This is a genomic window from Tardiphaga sp. OK245 (assembly GCF_900108575.1).
Taxonomy (GTDB): domain Bacteria; phylum Pseudomonadota; class Alphaproteobacteria; order Rhizobiales; family Xanthobacteraceae; genus Tardiphaga; species Tardiphaga robiniae.
In genome coordinates this window covers 1,222,644-1,238,514 of sequence record NZ_FNWZ01000003.1, presented here as the reverse complement: position 1 = coordinate 1,238,514, position 15,871 = coordinate 1,222,644, and the positions used below count along the sequence as shown (strand labels likewise).

Below are 15,871 nucleotides of genomic sequence, written 5' to 3'. Positions count from 1 at the left end.
TCTGTTTTTGATGATCCCCGTCCGCGCTTTTTCCCCTCGTAAGGAACACAGCCATGGACGATCTCGACCACAGAAATCTCGGCGTACAACTCAAACTCTGGCACTTGCAGGACGATGCGCCGGGCATGGTGTTCTGGCATCCGCGCGGCTATGCGATCTACCGCGTGCTGGAGGACTATCTCCGGCGCAAGATGCGCAGAGCCGGCTATGTCGAGGTCCAAACGCCACAGCTGCTGCCAAAAGACTTCTGGAGCCGCAGCGGCCACTGGGACAAATTCCGCGAGCACATGTTCCGGGTCGATGACGGCGAATTGGCGATGGCACTGAAGCCGATGTCATGCCCTTGCCACGTGCAGATATTCAACAAGGGTCTGCGCTCGTGGCGGGAACTTCCAATCCGCTATGCCGAATTTGGCGCTTGCCACCGCAATGAGCCATCCGGTGCGCTCCACGGCATCATGCGAACGCGGGCCTTCGAGCAGGACGACGCGCATGTGTTCTGCCGCGAGCAGGACGTAGAGGACGAAGTCGCGCGCTTCATCGCTTTGCTGGGCGAGGTGTATCGCGATCTTGGTTTTCCCGACTACGAAGTGGCGCTGTCGACGCGTCCGGCGGTGCGCACTGGCGACGACGCGACGTGGGACTGGTCGGAGGCGAAGCTCGGTGATGCCGCGCGGCAATGCGGCCTCGCGCCTCACATCAATCCTGGCGAAGGCGCGTTCTACGGACCGAAGCTGGAATTCGCGTTGCGCGACCGGCTGGGACGATCCTGGCAGTGCGGCACGGTGCAGCTCGACAGCGTTCTCCCGCAGCGGCTCGACGCGTCCTACATCGCCGCCGACGGCAGCCGCGCGAGGCCCCTGATGATCCACCATGCCATCTTCGGATCGCTTGGCCGCATGATCGCGATCTTGCTCGAGCACCACGGCGGCGTGCTTCCCTTCTGGTTGTCGCCGGATCAGGTCGCCGTTGCGCCGATTTCGAAAGACCAGGCCGGATATGGCGCTGACGTTGTGGCGGCGTTCGAGGATGCGGGGGTTAGGGCCGTTGCCTATGACGGCGCCGATACGCTTTCACGGCGCATCGTGGCGGCGCATGACATGGCGGTGCCGGTGATGGCGATCGTCGGCGGGCGCGAGATGAGGGACGGCCAAGTGCGCCTGCGCGAGCGCGACGGCTCCCAGGCCGACGTTCCTTTAGCCGAGGCGGTGTCCCGGCTGCAGGCGAGAGCTCGGTCGGGCGCGCTTGGGGCTGAAGCCCGGTAAACGGGCCTCAGATGCGCTCCGATCAGTGGATCCCTGGCGGAGCGCTGGTGCCAGCGCCCGCGGACGCTCGAGCCTATGGGGTCACGCCCTGGTTCGCGTCTGCCAGGGTCTCGGTGGCGTCCCGGCGGATGCGCTCGACCATGGCGCGCAGGCCGTTGGAGCGCTGCGGCGTGAGGTGTTCCTTGAAGCCGAGCTCGTCGAACACCTTGATGGCATCGGTGGCCAGAATATCCTCGGCCTTGCGGCCCGAATACAGCGTCAGCAGGATCGCAATCAGCCCGCGAACGATATGCGCGTCGCTGTCGCCGAGATAGCTGAGCACCGGCGTGCCGTGGTCGCGGGCGACCTGGCGCGACAGCCAGACCTGGCTCGCGCAGCCGTTGACCTTGTTGGCGGAGGAATGTTCCTCATCCGGCATCGGCGTGAGGCTGCGCCCGAGTTCGATGACGTACCGGTAACGGTCGTCCCAGTCCTCGAGTAGCTCGAAATTATCGCGGATATCGTCAATCGTGGTCATCGGGGCCTGCAAGCAATGTCAGGCCCTATATAGGGACGAACAGCGCCGAAAGCGACCGCCGTTTGCGGTAATTATCCGCCGTAATCAGCCGTTTAGGGGGCAACGGTGGGTGGCTGCCATTCGGCGGCGAGGTCGTCCTGGGTGAGCGTGTCAGGTTTGACCATGGCGACCGCGCCCTGGTCTTCACCTTCGCCACCGATCGAGCCGGTGGTATCCGGCTTTTTCTCGGTGATGATCTGGTAGATTTTCTTCGCGCCGTCCTTGGCTCGTTCGCCGAGCACGGTGGCCGCATGGCCGCCGACTTCGCAGGTGGCCGGCTGGCGCTTGCAGAATTGAGCCATGTCGGACATCGCCGCACTCGCAGCCGATACCGCATCGGACGCGCCGATCTGCGGCAGCTTGTCCGATTCCGGCGTCTTGTCCCTCGGCAGCAGCACGAGCACGAGCCCGAGCCAGAATGCCATGCGAAGCAGGAAGAACATCGCGAACCCCGTTAGTCTCTTCGAACCGTTGCGATTTGTCGCAATTGGGATCGAAGTTAGCAGCAGTCGATAAATTGCAAGTATTTGCGATGCGGTTAAATCGACGAAAATTCGCTTCATTCGGTTTGGCGTAAATTTTCCATTGATGAGCTGTTCGTGCGTTTTCCGACACGATGTTGGGGATGCACACTTTCGAAACCATATGGACGCGGCGATGGAAACTACTCGTTCACCATCGTTGCCGAATGGAAATGCGAAAACTCCTCTTAAATCAGCACTTGCACGTTAGGCATGGCGAACGCGGCGGTCACTTTAGTGTTCGCTTAATGTCGCTCTGACACGTTGGCACAACGATAAAAGGAGGCGTTTCGGCGCGTCTGAATTGACGATCAAGCCGAAGCGAGACCAGTGACAGTATCGACCATCATCCGCGACTGCCTTGATGCCATGCTGCACCCTTCAGTGCGCTACGATGCGCTGACGAGTGCGCGTCATCGCGCATTCATGGCGCCGCGTCTGCTCGGCAGCCTTGCGGCCCTTGCGGCTTTTCCTGTCTATCTCGCGCTGCGCGGCGCGCCGAACGCGATCGAGGTCGCGGCTTTCGCCTGGCTGATGGCGCCGATCCTCTGCTCATATTTTCTGTCGCGTACCGGCCGCTATGAAAGCGCACAGGTGCTGTCGTCCGTCGCACTCGCCGGCCTCGTGATGATGATGGCGATCTCCACCGGTGGCATCAATTCGTTCGCCGCGATCTGGCTTGTCGTGGTGCCGATCGAGGCGGCACTCTCGGCTTCGCGCCGTATCGTTGCCTTTGCATCGGCGCTGGCGCTGTCCTGCGTCGGCATTCTCATCGCGCTGACCAGCCTTGACTGGTTGCCCGCATCCGAAGCTGGTGTCGCCGGCCACGGCGTCTTCATGGGCTTTGGTATTGCCTCCGCCACCATCTATGCAGCAGGTCTGGCCTTCGGCGCGGAGTCGCTGGCGCGCACCAGCGTCTCGCTGCTCTATGTCGAGGAAGACCGCTATCGCCTGCTGGCGCGCAATATGAGCGACGTGATCTCGCGTCATCGTCACAATGGCGCCGTGCAGTTCATTTCGCCGGCGGCTGAAGCACTGGTCGGCGCCCCGGCACAGCGACTCCTGGGCCATGGCCTGTTCGATCGCGTCCATGTCGCGGATCGCCCCGCCTATCTCACGGCTCTGTCTGACGCCGCGCGCGGCGGCGAAGCCCGCAGCGTCGAATTCCGCCTGCGCCGCGATGTTGTGCGCGGCAATGATCGCATGCGTCCGTCTGGCGCCGAATTCATCTGGGTCGAGATGCGCTGCCGGCCGCTGGAGCAGGGCGCTGATATCTCGTCGCCCAATGCCGATGCGGAAGTCGTCGCGGTGCTGCGCGATGTCACCGACCGCAAGCTGCAGGAAGAGGCATTGGCGCAGGCCCGCATCGAAGCCGAGCGCGCCGATGCGTCGAAGACGCGCTTCCTCGCCACCATGAGCCACGAGCTGCGCACGCCACTGAATGCCATTATCGGCTTCTCGGATATGCTGGTGCAGGAAGAGCTGATGATGCTCGATGCGACCAAGCGCAAGGAGTATGCCCAGCTGATCAACGATTCCGGCCAGCACCTGCTCTCGGTCGTCAACGGCATCCTCGACATGTCGAAGCTGGAATCCGGCAATTTCGAGATTTCGCCTGAGCCGTTCGCGCCACGTCCGGCGCTGATCAATTGCTGCAATCTGCTGGCGCTGAAGGCGCGCGAGAACGGCATCGATCTCATCACCGATGCGCCGAAGGATCTGCCTGAGGTCAACGGCGATCCGCGTGCATTCCGGCAAATCCTGCTCAACCTCGTATCCAATGCCATCAAGTTCACCGAGCGCGGCGGCAGCGTCACCGTGGCAGCGGGCGTCGAAGGATCACGCTTGATGCTGCGCGTCAGCGATACCGGCGTCGGCATCGCATCCGACGATCTCGCACGCATCGGCGATCCGTTCTTCCAGGCCGGCAAGACCTATCAGCGGCGCCATGAGGGCACCGGGCTCGGCCTGTCCATTGTGAAGAGCCTCGTTGGCATGCATGGTGGCGAGATGCAGGTGCAGAGCCGGATCGACGAAGGCACCACCATCACAATCGCGCTGCCGCTGGAGTTTACGCCGCAGGCTGAACACGTCAGCAATATCGCGATCTTGAATCCCGCGGCGCGCACCGCGCCGTCCGACCAAGCCCATCAGGTGAAGAAGAGTGCCTAAAGCCAGTTCCAAAGCGACCAAGTCCAAACGCGGCCGCGCCGTCGCCATCGTCGACGAGCCCGCGGAGCGCGGTATCGTGCTGCGCGTGCTGCTGCACAGCCCGAAGGACATGGTCGCCGGCCTGATCGCGTTCGCCGCGGTCAGCGCCATCATCGCCAATGCCATTTTCCTGCAGAAGGGCCATCATCCGTCGCCGATGTTCGGTTCGAGCACCGTCGTTGCATTTCCGGCACCGGCGCAGGTCGCCAATCCGCTGCCCAAGCCGCGTCCGCTGGATGCTGCGTCAGACACCAAGCTCGATTCCCGCATGCTGGATTCCAAGCCGGTCAACAGCGCCAATGAGCCGAAGCCATCACTCGCCGCCAAGCCCGTCGAGCAGCGCGCGGCTGATCCGGTCGGCAATCTCCTGAAGGCGCCGGCACCACCGGCGACCACGGGCGCCGTGGCACGCCCGCCGGCGGCGATCCCGAATGCAACCCGCACCGATCCGCTCGGCGACCTCATCACCAATACGCGCCGCGTCGCTGCCGTGCAGCGTGCGCTCACCGAATACGGTTACGGCCAGCTGAAGCCGACCGGCAATGTCGGCTCGGATACAGCGGCTGCGATCCAGCGCTTCGAGCGCGAACGGAAGCTGCCGGTGACCGGGCAGGTGTCCGATCGCATGGTGCGCGAACTCGCCACCGTCACCGGGCGCGCGATCGACTAGCGCTGCCGGGCTGCTGGCCCGGCGATGCGGTTCACGACATTTCGAGTTCGACGCGTGCCTGCTTCTTCGTCTTCGCGTCCGACACCTCGATTTTGACGCGCTCGCCGAGGGCAACGAGAAATCCAAACAGGCGCTCATAAGAGTAGCCGCTGAACTGTCCGCGCAGCAGCTTGGAGACGTCGGGCTGGGCAAGGCCAATCAGCTTGGATGCCTGTGCCTGGGTCAGTCCCTTGCTTTTGATGCGTACGGCAATGCCGAGAACGATCTCTGCCTTGATGAGGTGCTCATCAGCGTTTGGCAGGCCGAGGTCGGCGAATACGTTGCCGCTGCTCTTTGTGCTTGCTGGCTTTTTCATTGCTGCCCTCCATGGCTTCTTCGTAAAGCGCCATTGCGTCTTTTAGACGGGATTTGATCAGGTCAATCTCGGTCTTAGGGGTCTGGATCCCGGATCTGAAACGCGTGGAGAACGTAGACCATGCCCTTCAGTTTGATGGTGTAGACCGCGCGAAACGTAGCGCCATCAAAATCAGAGATGATCTCCACAACGCCTGCGCCGTGGAAGCCTTTCAAAGGCTTCGCATCGGGGTGCTTTTTGCCTTTCTGGGCCGCTCGCAGAGCAAAACCGATGCATACCTTCACGGGCACCGGAAACTCAGAAAGATCGTCTTTCGACGACCCCACGAATTCCAAGGGTGTGTCGGTGGGTGACATTCTGATATTGATGCCGGGCGACGTTGCGCGTTATAGTCATAATACTATAAATGGGCGTCGCGTCAATTGCGCATTTCGGGCTTGGTTCCCGGTCTCGAAGTCACCTCGCAATCTCGTTCTCCGGAGTAATCAAAGGCTCAGATGTCACGATTGAAGTCAGCCATTTGGGTCGCAGCCTATCTGCGCCGTTGCCAGACCGAAGGCGTGTTCGGCGCCGTGCGTCGTCGTGGTGCAGAGGAAGCGGGCGCCGTATTCGTGAAGGTCGCGCTGCTGGATGGCACCGCGATGCTTTACACGCCGGCGCCGCAAAGCGCCTATGACGAGAGCCGCCCTGTCGATCGCGTCTTCGCGCCGTCACCGCCGCAGCCCGTCGAAGAACGCAAGATCGAAGAGCGCTTGCAGAAGGAGATCTCGTTCGATCCCGACGTGTGGATCGTCGAGACCGAGGACAAGGCCGGGCGGCATTTTCTCGAATTGGCGAAGGGCTAGCGCCCCGGCGAATTTCTGATGCGCGTGATATCCTCGCCTGGCTGAACGCCCGGTCGTGCCTGCGGCGCGCTTGGCCGCGCGCGCTGGCGTTCGTCGTCATAGAGCGCAGGGCGGAACTTGGCGCGCGTCGCTGCCATATGCGCGCCGCGCCAGGCGGCCACCATGATCAGTGCCGAGCGTTCGCTCAGCACGTCATACATGCGCGCGATCCGGTAGACGTTCGTCACGGACGTGCCGAATTCCGGATTGAGGAACAGCAGGACACGCTGGAAGATGTCGCTCCGCATGCCGAGCGCCTTGGCGCAGCAGGCGAGGGGCTCGCCGCCGGGATCACTGACGACCTGCTCGGCAATGGCGGCGGGCAGCATCAAGGCTTCGCTCAGCTCGCGCGCAAAGTTGTCGCGGTCTTCGGCGAAGGCGGCCATTTCAAGAATGTGCATCGCGCGTGCGGCGCGGGCTTGCGGAATCCGGGCGGAGGATCGCAGCGGGGTTTCGGCGAGGTTATGCAGGATCTGCGCACGCTCGCTGCTCGACGCCGCAAAGAACAGTGTACTGATCTCGGACGCGTCCCTGGGCGCCATGGCCATATTGGCGGCGACACGCATCTGCGCTTCGCTGGGCTGCTTCACGGTCGGCGCGGGAGATTCCGCGGCGGAAATGGGCTGCGCGAGCGGCACCGATTGGCCGGGTTCGGTCGGGCGCAGATTGAGCCGGTTGAGGATCGCGCGCGGGGTGTTCGGATAGATCGACAGCCGCGCGCGCACCGCGGCGCGGGTGGCGTCGTCGACCTGATCGATCAGGCGCGCGGTGAGTTCGACGAACTGCTTCTCTTCGTCGATCGTATGGTTCGGTGCCTGGACATAAAGATCCGTCAGCACGCGCAGCAAGGTCGGTCGCACGTCCACACCTTCGCGACGCGAGAGCGTCAGCAATCCGTCAAAGCCCGGAAACATTGGAGGTGAGGCAGGCATGGCATACGCTTACTAAGGGAACCTTGCCTCAAATTATCGCGGACGCATTAATATGTGTTTAACCATGGGCCTCTGGCCGAGGCAGACCTGATTCCGACGAGTCGGTTCAACGATGCGGGTGCGAGCGGAGCGCGCGTTCGTTGACATCGCGCGGCATCAACGAACCGTTGTTTCGATGATACCTGTGGCGTTAACACGCCATTAACCATGAATGTCCTTAATGACCATGCGTCGGCAAAACGGGCGAAGCGGCGCGGAGAGACTGGATAATGAGCACCATCATCAAGTTCCCGGCGGATGCGGCAGCGCGACGGCTGGGCGTGAATGTGGCGCCGTCTCCCCGCGAAACCTCCGCAGAAATCCTGATCCTGCCGGTGATCCGAATCGAGCGTCAGATCGACGACAGCAATGGCGGCAGCGGCCCGGAAGAGGGCACTGCGCCGGGGCGCCGCCGCAAGCGCCGCGCCCGTTCCTGACCCCGGACTTATTCTGATGTCGGCGATATCCCATCCGAACCGGATACGGCTTCGGCGCAAGACGTCGTTTCTTGCGCCGTGTTTCATACTTGCGACCTTGATCGGCAGCACGCTCGGCGGCTGCGCCGGTGGCGATTTCGGCCGTACCCGCAACAATGCGGTGACCGACGACATGCATCGCTGGATCGGCGTCGAGGCCACCGGCAGCGTCGGCCTGAAGTCGTCGGAATTCCAGCTCACCGATCTCGAGCGCCAGATGCGCGATCTCGCTTATCCGCTGATCGAGCCGCCGCATTCGCGCCCGCTGTGGAAGAGTGTGTTCGGCGACTACAAGCCGATCGCATCGCCATGGCGGCAGAACGTCACCTACGATCGCACGGCCTATGGCCGGCTCCTGATCGACGAGCCACATCGCTCGCATACGTCGCGCTACAGCGTGCTGATGGACGACGCGCGCGACGACATCCTGCGTTTCGAGGGATTTTATGCGACGGCTGCAAAGGTGGTCGAGCTCGATCGCAAACGCAATGCCAGCCTGAAGCTGGTGTCGGCGCTGGAACCGAAGGAGCGCGCCGACGCCATCGCACGCATGGATGAGAACGCGCTGATCGTGCAGTGGGTCGAGCAATGCCTGCAGCGCCGGGTATCGTCCTATAAGTGGGCGCTGGAACGGATGGTGATCCACGCCCCCGATGGCATGGCGTCCAGCGCTGATATGCTGATCGGCGAGTTGGCGGCGCAGACCACGGCCATGGCCGGCAGCCTCACGCCGGTTCGCCCCGGCAAGGTGCTCCAGGTCGGCGGATAGTTGGACGTGTAGGGCTGGAAGCGCGGGGCGGACTACGCTTCGCTGATCCGCGCTACGGCGTCGGACGTTTCCACTGGCTTCACCTGATCGTCCGGCACGGTCTGGCGGCCGAGAATCTGCCGCGCGCCCTTGCGCGAAAACGGCTGCGCGATCTGTCCCAGAAAATCCGATGCAACCTTGCCGCTGATCCCGAGCCGATCCGGCGACGCCTTAGCGGGATTGAGATAGGTGCCGAACACATGGTCCCACACCATGATGTTCTCGCAATAGTTGCTGTTACCTTCCTTGAGCGTCTTCGAATGATGCCAGCGATGCAGTTTTGGCGTCGCAAAGATCGGATCGAACAGCGCTGTGCGCGTCTCCACATTGCAATGGGTGAGGAGGCCGGTGATGGCCGTCACCGCGCCGACCCACAGAAACACCGGCAGGGGCGCGTCGAGCAGGTAGAGCGGCGCCTGGCTGAGCGCCATCTTGATCAGCGAGTCGATCACATGGAAGCGTCCAGTATTCACCACCCAGAGCCGGACCACGCTGTGATGAAGCGCATGAAAGCGCCAGAAGAACAGGTTTTCATGGGCGATCCGGTGTGACCAGTAGAGCCCGAATTCGGCAATCACCAGCGCGAGCACGACCTGCGCGATCAGCGGCCACTGCGTCGGCCACAAATGCGAGGCATGATCGTCCGCGCGCGTCACGGTCGCCATCGCCATCGGCACGATCGAGGTCGCCGCGACGGCCAGTTGCGCCGCCCCCTTGGTCAGCAGCGTGTGACCGAGGTCATTCAGCGTTTCGCCATCATGCTCCAGCCATTCGGCGCGATGCGGCGTCATGCGTTCGAGCAGCACAATCGTCAGCAGCAGCGCTGCATAGACGACATTGAACCAGAGGATCGGTGCGGTGCTCGCGAAGGCAAACCATGCGCCCGTCAGCGCCCCGAAATACAGCAGCGGCCACCAGATCAAGGACAGGAAATAGCTGGCGGCCGTATCGGACGGCTCTTGGTCGTGTTGCATGGAGGCCCCGCATTCGCGCCGATTCGTGGGTCGGCGATGGATGCGGAGCTTCGCTGCGGGAGATTGCAGGCAGATTACGCCAGAGGGCTCCCTGGACGTTTTCTATGCGGAAAAACGTCACGCCGAGGTCGTCTTACAGCTGATAATTCACGCCGATGCGGACGATATTGCCTGTGATGTTCGAATTAACGCCCATGATCGGTTTCCCTGGCCAAGCCGCGAAGGTGGCCTTGCTCAAGCTCGTATCGCTGATCGTTCCGAGATCGAAATGCAGATATTCAACCTTCGCGGTCCAGTTCGATGCGATCTTCGATTCCACGCCGCCGCCGATCGCCCAGCCGATCCGTGTCTCCGATGCAGACCCTGCGGAGCAGAGAGCGTTCCGGGCACATGGAAATGTCGGCTCCGGCACAAGAGTGGACGAGACTTTCACGTGGCCGTAGGCCAGACCGCCGGTAGCGAAGAACAATGTCTCCGGTGTCACCAGATAGCCCAATCGTGCACGCGCGGTACCAAACCAGCTCAGCTCGGTGTTATGGCTGGTCAGGGTTTCCGGATTGGCACCAATCTCCGGGGCGTAATAGGTGACGCCCGCGCCCATTTTCGAATAGGCCAAGTCTGTTTCCAGACCTGTTACCCAACGGTCGATCTGCCAATTGTAGCCGATTTCAGCGCCACCGATGAATCCATCGAAGCGGGAATTGAGCGATCGGGGCATCGTGCCTTGCGACAGGAAAAATGGCGTGATGATCGTGTCGATGGCCGTAATGGTGGACGCACTTTCGGTCCAGCCATAGCCCAAGGTGGCGCCGATATAGGCGCCTGTCCATGTCACGATTTGTGGGGACACTGCCGCCTTGTAGTGCGGTTGAGCGAGATTGTCCGCGGCCAGCACGGGCGTTGACGCAAGCAGAATGCAGCCGATTACGCAGGCCAACTTAGCGGATTTCGACATTGAGTTCTCCAGCACTTCGAGACGAGAATTCCAGACATGCGGGGGCGATCAGGCAAGCAGGCCCCCATATGCGCCCTCCGAACAGCCCAGAGTCGCCATCGCTACTGCTAAGCGCTGCGGGATTTCGTGTCGTCACCCTGAAGTATGATGTGGTAAAATATGCTGCGTGTGCGCGTCCGGAAATTGACTTCGATCTCGCCCTACCACACCAGAGCGCGCGCAATCACGGATTTGGAATGTTCATGGACGTTGTCGACAATGACGTACTCTCTTCAATCATCGGAGATATCTACGACTGCGTTCTGAACCGTGAGGGATGGTCGCGTGTTCTCACCCGCATCACACAGACGATGGATGCGGCCTACACCACGATTGCGCTCGCTGGCACGTCGGACAATCACGGCCGGTTTGCTGCCCAATCGCCCTGGGATGCCGAGCGCATGCGCGCGCTGCAGGACTACAGTTTCGATGATATTCCGGGCCTGAAGGCTGCAGTGGTCGGCGATATCGATACGCCCGTATCCACGCTCTCGCTGATGCCCGAAAGTGAATTGCAGCAGACCGCTTTCTTTCGTAATTGGGCCGGACCGCAGGGATTGCGGGAAGGGTGCATTGTCAAATTCGCCCACACGCCGGACCGCATCGGTCTGCTCGGCTGCACCACCTGGGCGGACAAGGCTGCCGTATCTGCCGAGGATCAACGGTTTCTGACCTTGCTGTCTCCGCATTTGCGCAGGGCCGCGATGATCAGCGACCTGCTCGATGACGTGCGCGTGACCGCGCAGCTGTTTCGTGAATCGCTTGAGAACCTCGCGGTGCCCGTCGTGTTGACCGACGCGGCCGGATCGGTGCTCCATGCCAATGCAAGTGCCGAACGCATGTTCGCAACTGATGGTCCGATCCTGCGTCAGGGGCGAACCATTCAGGCACAGAACGCATTGATGGGCGACGCCTTGCTGCAGGCGATCGCAAGCGCTGCCTCGGACCTCTCGCTCGGCGCCAAAGGCATTGGCTTGCCGGTGTCGGCGGCAGGACAACCGCCCGCGGTCGCCTATGTCCTGCCTTTGACCGCTGGTACGGCGCGCGCCGCTTTTCGCCCCGCATGTGCGGCCGTCTTCGTCTCGACAACGACCTCGGCCTCTCCAATGCCGGAGGCCGTGTTGACAACGCTGTTCGAGCTCACGCCCGCCGAAGCGCGCGTGCTCGTGAGCGCCGGAAAGGGGCTCAACCCGTCCCAGACGGCCACTTCGCTCGGGATCTCGGAGAATACGCTGAAGACACATCTCAACCGGATCTACGCCAAGACCGGCAGGTCACGGCAGGCCGATCTCGTGAAGCTCGTGGCGGATATCGGCACGCCGCTGGCTACGGGATAGCGCACGTAGGATGGGTAGAGCGCAGCGAAACCCATCAAATACACACGACGACATGATGGGTTTCGCGAAGACGCTCTACCCATCCTACGATGACGATCGCTTATCAGCGCTTGCCTTTCACCGGCGCAGCCGGCGGATCGGTCTGCACCCGACAATTCGATGCGGCGAGGGATGCCTGGGCCTGGATCATCAGGCCGGGTTCGGCGGCGAGCGCCTTCAGTACGATCAGGCCGGTCGCGGTCGGCGAGTCGATGATGAGGCGGTCGGCGGACGTGACGTCCTCTTCCTCGGGCAGGGCTTCGTGCTGCGCCTCGGTCATCAGATCGAGCTCGATGACGCGCCGGCCGGCGGAGCGGTCGTTGATCGCGTAGTAAGCGACGTCGCTGCGGGTATAGAACGACACCGACGTGTAGGACTGGCTGACCGGCACGGTGAGCTTGATCGGTCCTTTGGCCAGGTCGTAGCGGCAGACCGCCATGGCGAAGGCCGGGTCCATGAATGGCAGCAGCGCATTGGCCGGCTCGGTCTGCGGCAATGCTGTCACCGCATTTTCTTTCGTCACCGAAGCGAGGCGCGAATAGGCGTCCTGCGTCGCGATACGCGGCAGCGCCAGCACGCTGACAAGATGCACGATGCCGCCAAGCACGACACCACCGATGAGCGCGAACATCAGCCGGATCATGGGCAGCTCACCGTGGCGATGGCGGGCATCGGTGCGTCTTTCTGCGTCCGGGTGGCAACGCCAACCGGCGTATCGTACAGCCGCAGCATCAACACATAGCGTTCCAGCGCTGATGTCGGCAGCCAGTTGCCCGCGCGCGAGCGTGCAGCGATGCGGATCTCGAACGCGCCGTCGGCATTGCGCACCACTTCCTGGCTGGTGAAGCCGTAGCGCTGCAATGTGTTGGGCACCAGACGGCCCTTGGTGTCATAGAGCGAGAGCGTCCAGAAACGCGCAGCCGGTGTCACGCCTGACACGACGATATCGCAGCGACCGTCCAGCGGCTTTTTCCTGTCGTCGGCGGTGGCAGTGAAGGTGACGCCGTCGCCCGTGCCGATCGGCAATTCGCCCGACCGTGCAATGGACGCACGCGCATAGGGATCGATCTCGCTGGTGCCGGTGCGCGGGCGCGCTGTCCATGCACCGATGGTGAGTGTGCCAAGGTCTGTGCCGCGGGTCGCGGTGGTCCAGGTCAGGCCGAGACCGACAGCAGTGGCGATCGCGAGCGCCAGAAGCGTGAGGAAGATCAGCCGCACGTGCGCACCGTCATGATAGCAGCTTCAGTTCTTGCGCGACGCGGGGGCGGTTGCGGATGTGGTCGTTTTGGCATCCGGTGCATCATTCGCCGACGCGTAGCTCTCGGGGAAGGCCAACGCGGAGGAGGCGCGGGGCTTCAACGGTTCGTTGGATGATGTGCGGCCGGCGGTCTTGCCGGCGTCGTCGAGCAGCTTCTCGACACGCAGCAGGACGTCGGCGCCGCGGCGCGTCAGCACCGGTGGCGGGCCGGGCTTGGCGTCCTGCGCGTTGGCGGCCATGACGGATGAGGCGGCTGCGGCAGGATTCTTGGTACCCGCGCCGACACCCGGGATTTCCTTGATCTCGATACCCTGATGCGCGGCGACCATGATGTCGTGCCATGTCTGCGCCGGCAGCGAGCCGCCCGTCATGCGGTTGGTCGGCGAGTAGTCGTCATTGCCGTACCAGACTGCGCAGCTGAAGTTGCCGGTGTAGCCGACGAACCATGCGTCGCGATACGCATTGGTGGTGCCGGTCTTGCCTGCTGTCGGAATGCCGTCCAGCGCCGCGCGGCGTGCGGTGCCTTCGCTGACCACGTGGCTCATCATGCCGGCCATATCGGAGGCGACGGAGGCGGGGATGGCCTGCAACTGTTTCGGACCATCGCGGTCGAACCGCCAGACGAGGTCGCCGGCGCCGGTACGGACTTCCAGCACGGCATGTGGCTTCGACGATCGGCCTTTGTTCGGGAAGGTCGCATAGGCGACGGCGTGTTCGAGCACGGTGACTTCGGTGGAGCCGATCGGCAGCGACGGCGTATCAAGCAACGGCGCCGTGATGCCGAAGCGGCGCGCGGTCTCGACGATCTTGACGCGGCCGGCCTTTGCGGGATTCTGCGCGCCTTTGCCGAGCGCAATCGAAATCTTCACCGGCACGACGTTGATCGAACGGGTGATGGCCTGCGTCAGCGTGACGTTGCCGGAATAGGAGTGGCCATAGTTCTGCGGGCACCAGTTGCCGATACAGACCGGGCCGTCGAGGATGATCGAGGTCGGCTTGTAACCGTTGAGCAGTGCCGTCGTATAGACATAGGGTTTGAACGAAGAACCGGGCTGGCGCATCGCGTCCACCGCGCGGTTGAACTGGCTTGCGCCATAGTCGCGGCCACCCACCATGGCGCGGACGCCGCCTTCGAGGTCCGACACCACCGTGGCGGCCTGCGTCGCATGATAGTCGCGGCCGAACTGGCGAAGCTGGTTTTCCACGGCGGCTTCGGCGGCGCGCTGCACATTCATGTCGATGGCGGTGCGGACCACGAAAACGCGTTCGACATAGGATTTCGGGAATGTATCGACGAGCTTGCGCATCTCGTCGAAGGCCCAGTCGAGATAGTAGTTCGGCGAGATTTCCTGACGACGATCGACGGCGACGGCGGGATTGCGCCGCGCACCGAACACCTGACCTTCGGTCATGAAGCCGGCATCGACGAGGTTGTCGAGCACCACGTTGGCGCGGGCGCGCGCGGCGGGCAGGTTGATATGCGGCGCGTATTTGGTCGGGGCCTTGAACAGGCCGGCGAGCATCGCGGCTTCTGCAAGGTTCACGTCGCGCGCGGATTTGTTGAAATAGAAATGCGCTGCGCCGTCGACGCCGAACGTGCCGCCGCCCATGTAAGCGCGGTCGAGATAGAGCTTCAGAATTTCGTTCTTGGTCAGGCGGGTTTCCAGCCAGATGGCCAGGAACGCTTCGTTGACTTTGCGCTCGATGGTGCGCTCGTTGGACAGGAACAGATTTTTCGCGAGCTGCTGCGTCAGTGACGAGCCGCCCTGGCGTACGCCGCCGGCCTGCGCGTTGGTGACCAGCGCGCGCGCGGTGCCGGCGATGTCGATGCCGAAGTGATCGTAGAAGCGGCGGTCCTCGGTGGCGAGGGTGGCCTTGATCAGGTTGTCCGGGAAGTCTTCCAGCGGGATCGAGTCGTTGTGCTTGATGCCGCGGCTGCCGATGGGATTGCCGTAGCGATCGAGGAACGTGACCGCGAGGTCGGATTTCTTCAGCCAGTCTTCATCGGCGGTTTCGCGAAACGCCGGCTGCGCCAGCGCGAGCATCAGGATCAGACCGCCGAGGCCGATGGTTGCCATTTCCGACAGCGGCTCGATGAACACCCAGCGCTTCCAGCGGCCGACATAGAAGCGGTCCATGAAGGTGGAGTAGCGCTCCCACAGTTCGCGGGTGCCGCGGCCGGAAGAGAACAGGCCGGAATCGATGCGCGCATCCAGATCCAGCAGGAAATGCCGGAACTTGGTCTTCCAACGGGATGGCACGATCTGAGGCACAGGGGCCCTTGGTTTGTTGCAGCGCTCGCGTGCACCCACCGGCACCGCGCGGACGTCATGCTGAAATAATGCGGCAACCCGGCGGCAGGTTTGCGGCCGCCGGAGAGTCGTTCAAGTTCTAGCCGAGCAGGGCGGATAAACCAATGGCATTGCTTATCATTTGCACGACAGGGCTAACAGCTTGCCGGTTTTGCCCTTGTTTGCGAGCCGGCCGACACGATGTTGCTTGCAGAGCCTGCACCGCAACTCCTAGAAGGGCGTTTCGCCGCAACCTGGATC

Annotated in this window: 17 protein-coding genes; 7 read left to right on the top strand and 10 right to left on the bottom strand. The window is 62.7% G+C overall.

Translation table 11 applies throughout. The features are described 5' to 3' along the window. Nucleotides 1-53: 53 nt before the first annotated feature. On the top strand, nt 54-1,265 hold the full coding sequence (gene thrS / locus BLW80_RS18435; protein WP_093759028.1) for a threonine--tRNA ligase: 1,212 nt from the start codon (nt 54-56) through the stop codon (nt 1,263-1,265). Nucleotides 1,266-1,338: 73 nt separating this feature from the next. On the opposite strand, the gene BLW80_RS18430 is transcribed toward thrS, so the two are convergent. Then, nucleotides 1,339-1,782: a SufE family protein gene (locus BLW80_RS18430; RefSeq protein ID WP_068734257.1), complete on the bottom strand. Its 444-nt coding sequence runs from the start codon at nt 1,780-1,782 to the stop codon at nt 1,339-1,341. A 92-nt stretch (nt 1,783-1,874) separates the two neighbouring features. Further along, complete coding sequence (locus BLW80_RS18425; protein ID WP_093759027.1) at nt 1,875-2,264, bottom strand: DUF5330 domain-containing protein; 390 nt, start codon at nt 2,262-2,264, stop codon at nt 1,875-1,877. A gap of 447 nt (nt 2,265-2,711) precedes the next feature. Between BLW80_RS18425 and BLW80_RS18420 the strand changes: the two genes are divergently transcribed. Beyond that, complete coding sequence (locus BLW80_RS18420; RefSeq protein WP_093759155.1) at nt 2,712-4,514, top strand: PAS domain-containing sensor histidine kinase; 1,803 nt, start codon at nt 2,712-2,714, stop codon at nt 4,512-4,514. After that, a complete protein-coding gene (locus BLW80_RS18415) occupies nt 4,507-5,223 on the top strand; it encodes a peptidoglycan-binding domain-containing protein (protein ID WP_244528303.1) in 717 nt (238 codons plus the stop codon). Before BLW80_RS18420 ends, BLW80_RS18415 begins: the two co-directional genes overlap by 8 nt. A gap of 31 nt (nt 5,224-5,254) precedes the next feature. On the opposite strand, the gene BLW80_RS18410 is transcribed toward BLW80_RS18415, so the two are convergent. Beyond that, complete coding sequence (locus BLW80_RS18410) at nt 5,255-5,578, bottom strand: helix-turn-helix domain-containing protein (RefSeq protein ID WP_093759026.1); 324 nt, start codon at nt 5,576-5,578, stop codon at nt 5,255-5,257. A 74-nt stretch (nt 5,579-5,652) separates the two neighbouring features. Then, nucleotides 5,653-5,934: a type II toxin-antitoxin system RelE/ParE family toxin gene (locus tag BLW80_RS18405; RefSeq protein ID WP_349633108.1), complete on the bottom strand. Its 282-nt coding sequence runs from the start codon at nt 5,932-5,934 to the stop codon at nt 5,653-5,655. A gap of 141 nt (nt 5,935-6,075) precedes the next feature. Here BLW80_RS18405 and BLW80_RS18400 point away from each other — a divergent pair, with 141 nt between their 5' ends. Continuing rightward, nucleotides 6,076-6,423 carry a DUF1491 family protein gene (locus BLW80_RS18400; protein WP_093759025.1) on the top strand — a complete coding sequence of 116 codons (348 nt, stop codon included), beginning with the start codon at nt 6,076-6,078 and terminating at the stop codon, nt 6,421-6,423. On the opposite strand, the gene BLW80_RS18395 is transcribed toward BLW80_RS18400, so the two are convergent. Next, a complete protein-coding gene (locus BLW80_RS18395; RefSeq protein WP_244528301.1) occupies nt 6,420-7,394 on the bottom strand; it encodes a DUF2336 domain-containing protein in 975 nt (324 codons plus the stop codon). The two genes, BLW80_RS18400 and BLW80_RS18395, sit on opposite strands and share 4 nt — an antisense overlap. Before the next feature lie 269 nt (nt 7,395-7,663). Between BLW80_RS18395 and BLW80_RS18390 the strand changes: the two genes are divergently transcribed. Beyond that, on the top strand, nt 7,664-7,870 hold the full coding sequence (locus tag BLW80_RS18390; protein WP_068730489.1) for a hypothetical protein: 207 nt from the start codon (nt 7,664-7,666) through the stop codon (nt 7,868-7,870). Nucleotides 7,871-7,886: 16 nt separating this feature from the next. Next, nucleotides 7,887-8,678, top strand: a complete 792-nt coding sequence (locus BLW80_RS18385) for a hypothetical protein (RefSeq protein WP_244528299.1) — start codon at nt 7,887-7,889, stop codon at nt 8,676-8,678. Between the two features lie 32 nt (nt 8,679-8,710). Here the strand turns inward: BLW80_RS18385 and olsE are convergent, their stop codons facing one another. Both olsE and BLW80_RS18375 read right to left on the bottom strand, forming a co-directional pair. Further along, nucleotides 8,711-9,691 (bottom strand): ornithine lipid hydroxylase OlsE, encoded by a 981-nt coding sequence (gene olsE, locus BLW80_RS18380; RefSeq protein ID WP_093759023.1) that lies wholly within the window; start codon nt 9,689-9,691, stop codon nt 8,711-8,713. 133 nt (nt 9,692-9,824) lie between these two features. Continuing rightward, on the bottom strand, nt 9,825-10,646 hold the full coding sequence (locus tag BLW80_RS18375) for an outer membrane protein (RefSeq protein WP_093759022.1): 822 nt from the start codon (nt 10,644-10,646) through the stop codon (nt 9,825-9,827). 242 nt (nt 10,647-10,888) lie between these two features. On the opposite strand from BLW80_RS18375, the gene BLW80_RS18370 reads away from it, so the two are divergent. Then, on the top strand, nt 10,889-12,022 hold the full coding sequence (locus BLW80_RS18370; RefSeq protein WP_093759153.1) for a helix-turn-helix transcriptional regulator: 1,134 nt from the start codon (nt 10,889-10,891) through the stop codon (nt 12,020-12,022). A 103-nt stretch (nt 12,023-12,125) separates the two neighbouring features. On the opposite strand, the gene BLW80_RS18365 is transcribed toward BLW80_RS18370, so the two are convergent. The 3 genes from BLW80_RS18365 to BLW80_RS18355 are packed head-to-tail and all read right to left on the bottom strand — an operon-like array spanning nt 12,126 to nt 15,592. Next, nucleotides 12,126-12,704 carry a DUF1254 domain-containing protein gene (locus BLW80_RS18365; RefSeq protein ID WP_089267023.1) on the bottom strand — a complete coding sequence of 193 codons (579 nt, stop codon included), beginning with the start codon at nt 12,702-12,704 and terminating at the stop codon, nt 12,126-12,128. Beyond that, nucleotides 12,701-13,279: a DUF1214 domain-containing protein gene (locus BLW80_RS18360; RefSeq protein WP_093759021.1), complete on the bottom strand. Its 579-nt coding sequence runs from the start codon at nt 13,277-13,279 to the stop codon at nt 12,701-12,703. Before BLW80_RS18360 ends, BLW80_RS18365 begins: the two co-directional genes overlap by 4 nt. A gap of 24 nt (nt 13,280-13,303) precedes the next feature. Then, entirely contained in the window at nt 13,304-15,592 is a 2,289-nt protein-coding gene (locus BLW80_RS18355) for a transglycosylase domain-containing protein (protein WP_093759020.1), read from the bottom strand. Between the last annotated feature and the right edge of the window lie 279 nt (nt 15,593-15,871).

Coding starts and splice junctions, on each gene's coding strand:
- thrS (WP_093759028.1), top strand. CDS start 54: ATGGACGATCTCGACCACAGAAATCTCGGCGTACAACTCAAACTCTGG.
- BLW80_RS18430 (WP_068734257.1), bottom strand. CDS start 1,782: ATGACCACGATTGACGATATCCGCGATAATTTCGAGCTACTCGAGGAC.
- BLW80_RS18425 (WP_093759027.1), bottom strand. CDS start 2,264: ATGTTCTTCCTGCTTCGCATGGCATTCTGGCTCGGGCTCGTGCTCGTG.
- BLW80_RS18420 (WP_093759155.1), top strand. CDS start 2,712: ATGCTGCACCCTTCAGTGCGCTACGATGCGCTGACGAGTGCGCGTCAT.
- BLW80_RS18410 (WP_093759026.1), bottom strand. CDS start 5,578: ATGAAAAAGCCAGCAAGCACAAAGAGCAGCGGCAACGTATTCGCCGAC.
- BLW80_RS18405 (WP_349633108.1), bottom strand. CDS start 5,934: ATGTCACCCACCGACACACCCTTGGAATTCGTGGGGTCGTCGAAAGAC.
- BLW80_RS18400 (WP_093759025.1), top strand. CDS start 6,076: ATGTCACGATTGAAGTCAGCCATTTGGGTCGCAGCCTATCTGCGCCGT.
- BLW80_RS18395 (WP_244528301.1), bottom strand. CDS start 7,394: ATGCCTGCCTCACCTCCAATGTTTCCGGGCTTTGACGGATTGCTGACG.
- BLW80_RS18390 (WP_068730489.1), top strand. CDS start 7,664: ATGAGCACCATCATCAAGTTCCCGGCGGATGCGGCAGCGCGACGGCTG.
- BLW80_RS18385 (WP_244528299.1), top strand. CDS start 7,887: ATGTCGGCGATATCCCATCCGAACCGGATACGGCTTCGGCGCAAGACG.
- olsE (WP_093759023.1), bottom strand. CDS start 9,691: ATGCAACACGACCAAGAGCCGTCCGATACGGCCGCCAGCTATTTCCTG.
- BLW80_RS18375 (WP_093759022.1), bottom strand. CDS start 10,646: ATGTCGAAATCCGCTAAGTTGGCCTGCGTAATCGGCTGCATTCTGCTT.
- BLW80_RS18370 (WP_093759153.1), top strand. CDS start 10,889: ATGGACGTTGTCGACAATGACGTACTCTCTTCAATCATCGGAGATATC.
- BLW80_RS18365 (WP_089267023.1), bottom strand. CDS start 12,704: ATGATCCGGCTGATGTTCGCGCTCATCGGTGGTGTCGTGCTTGGCGGC.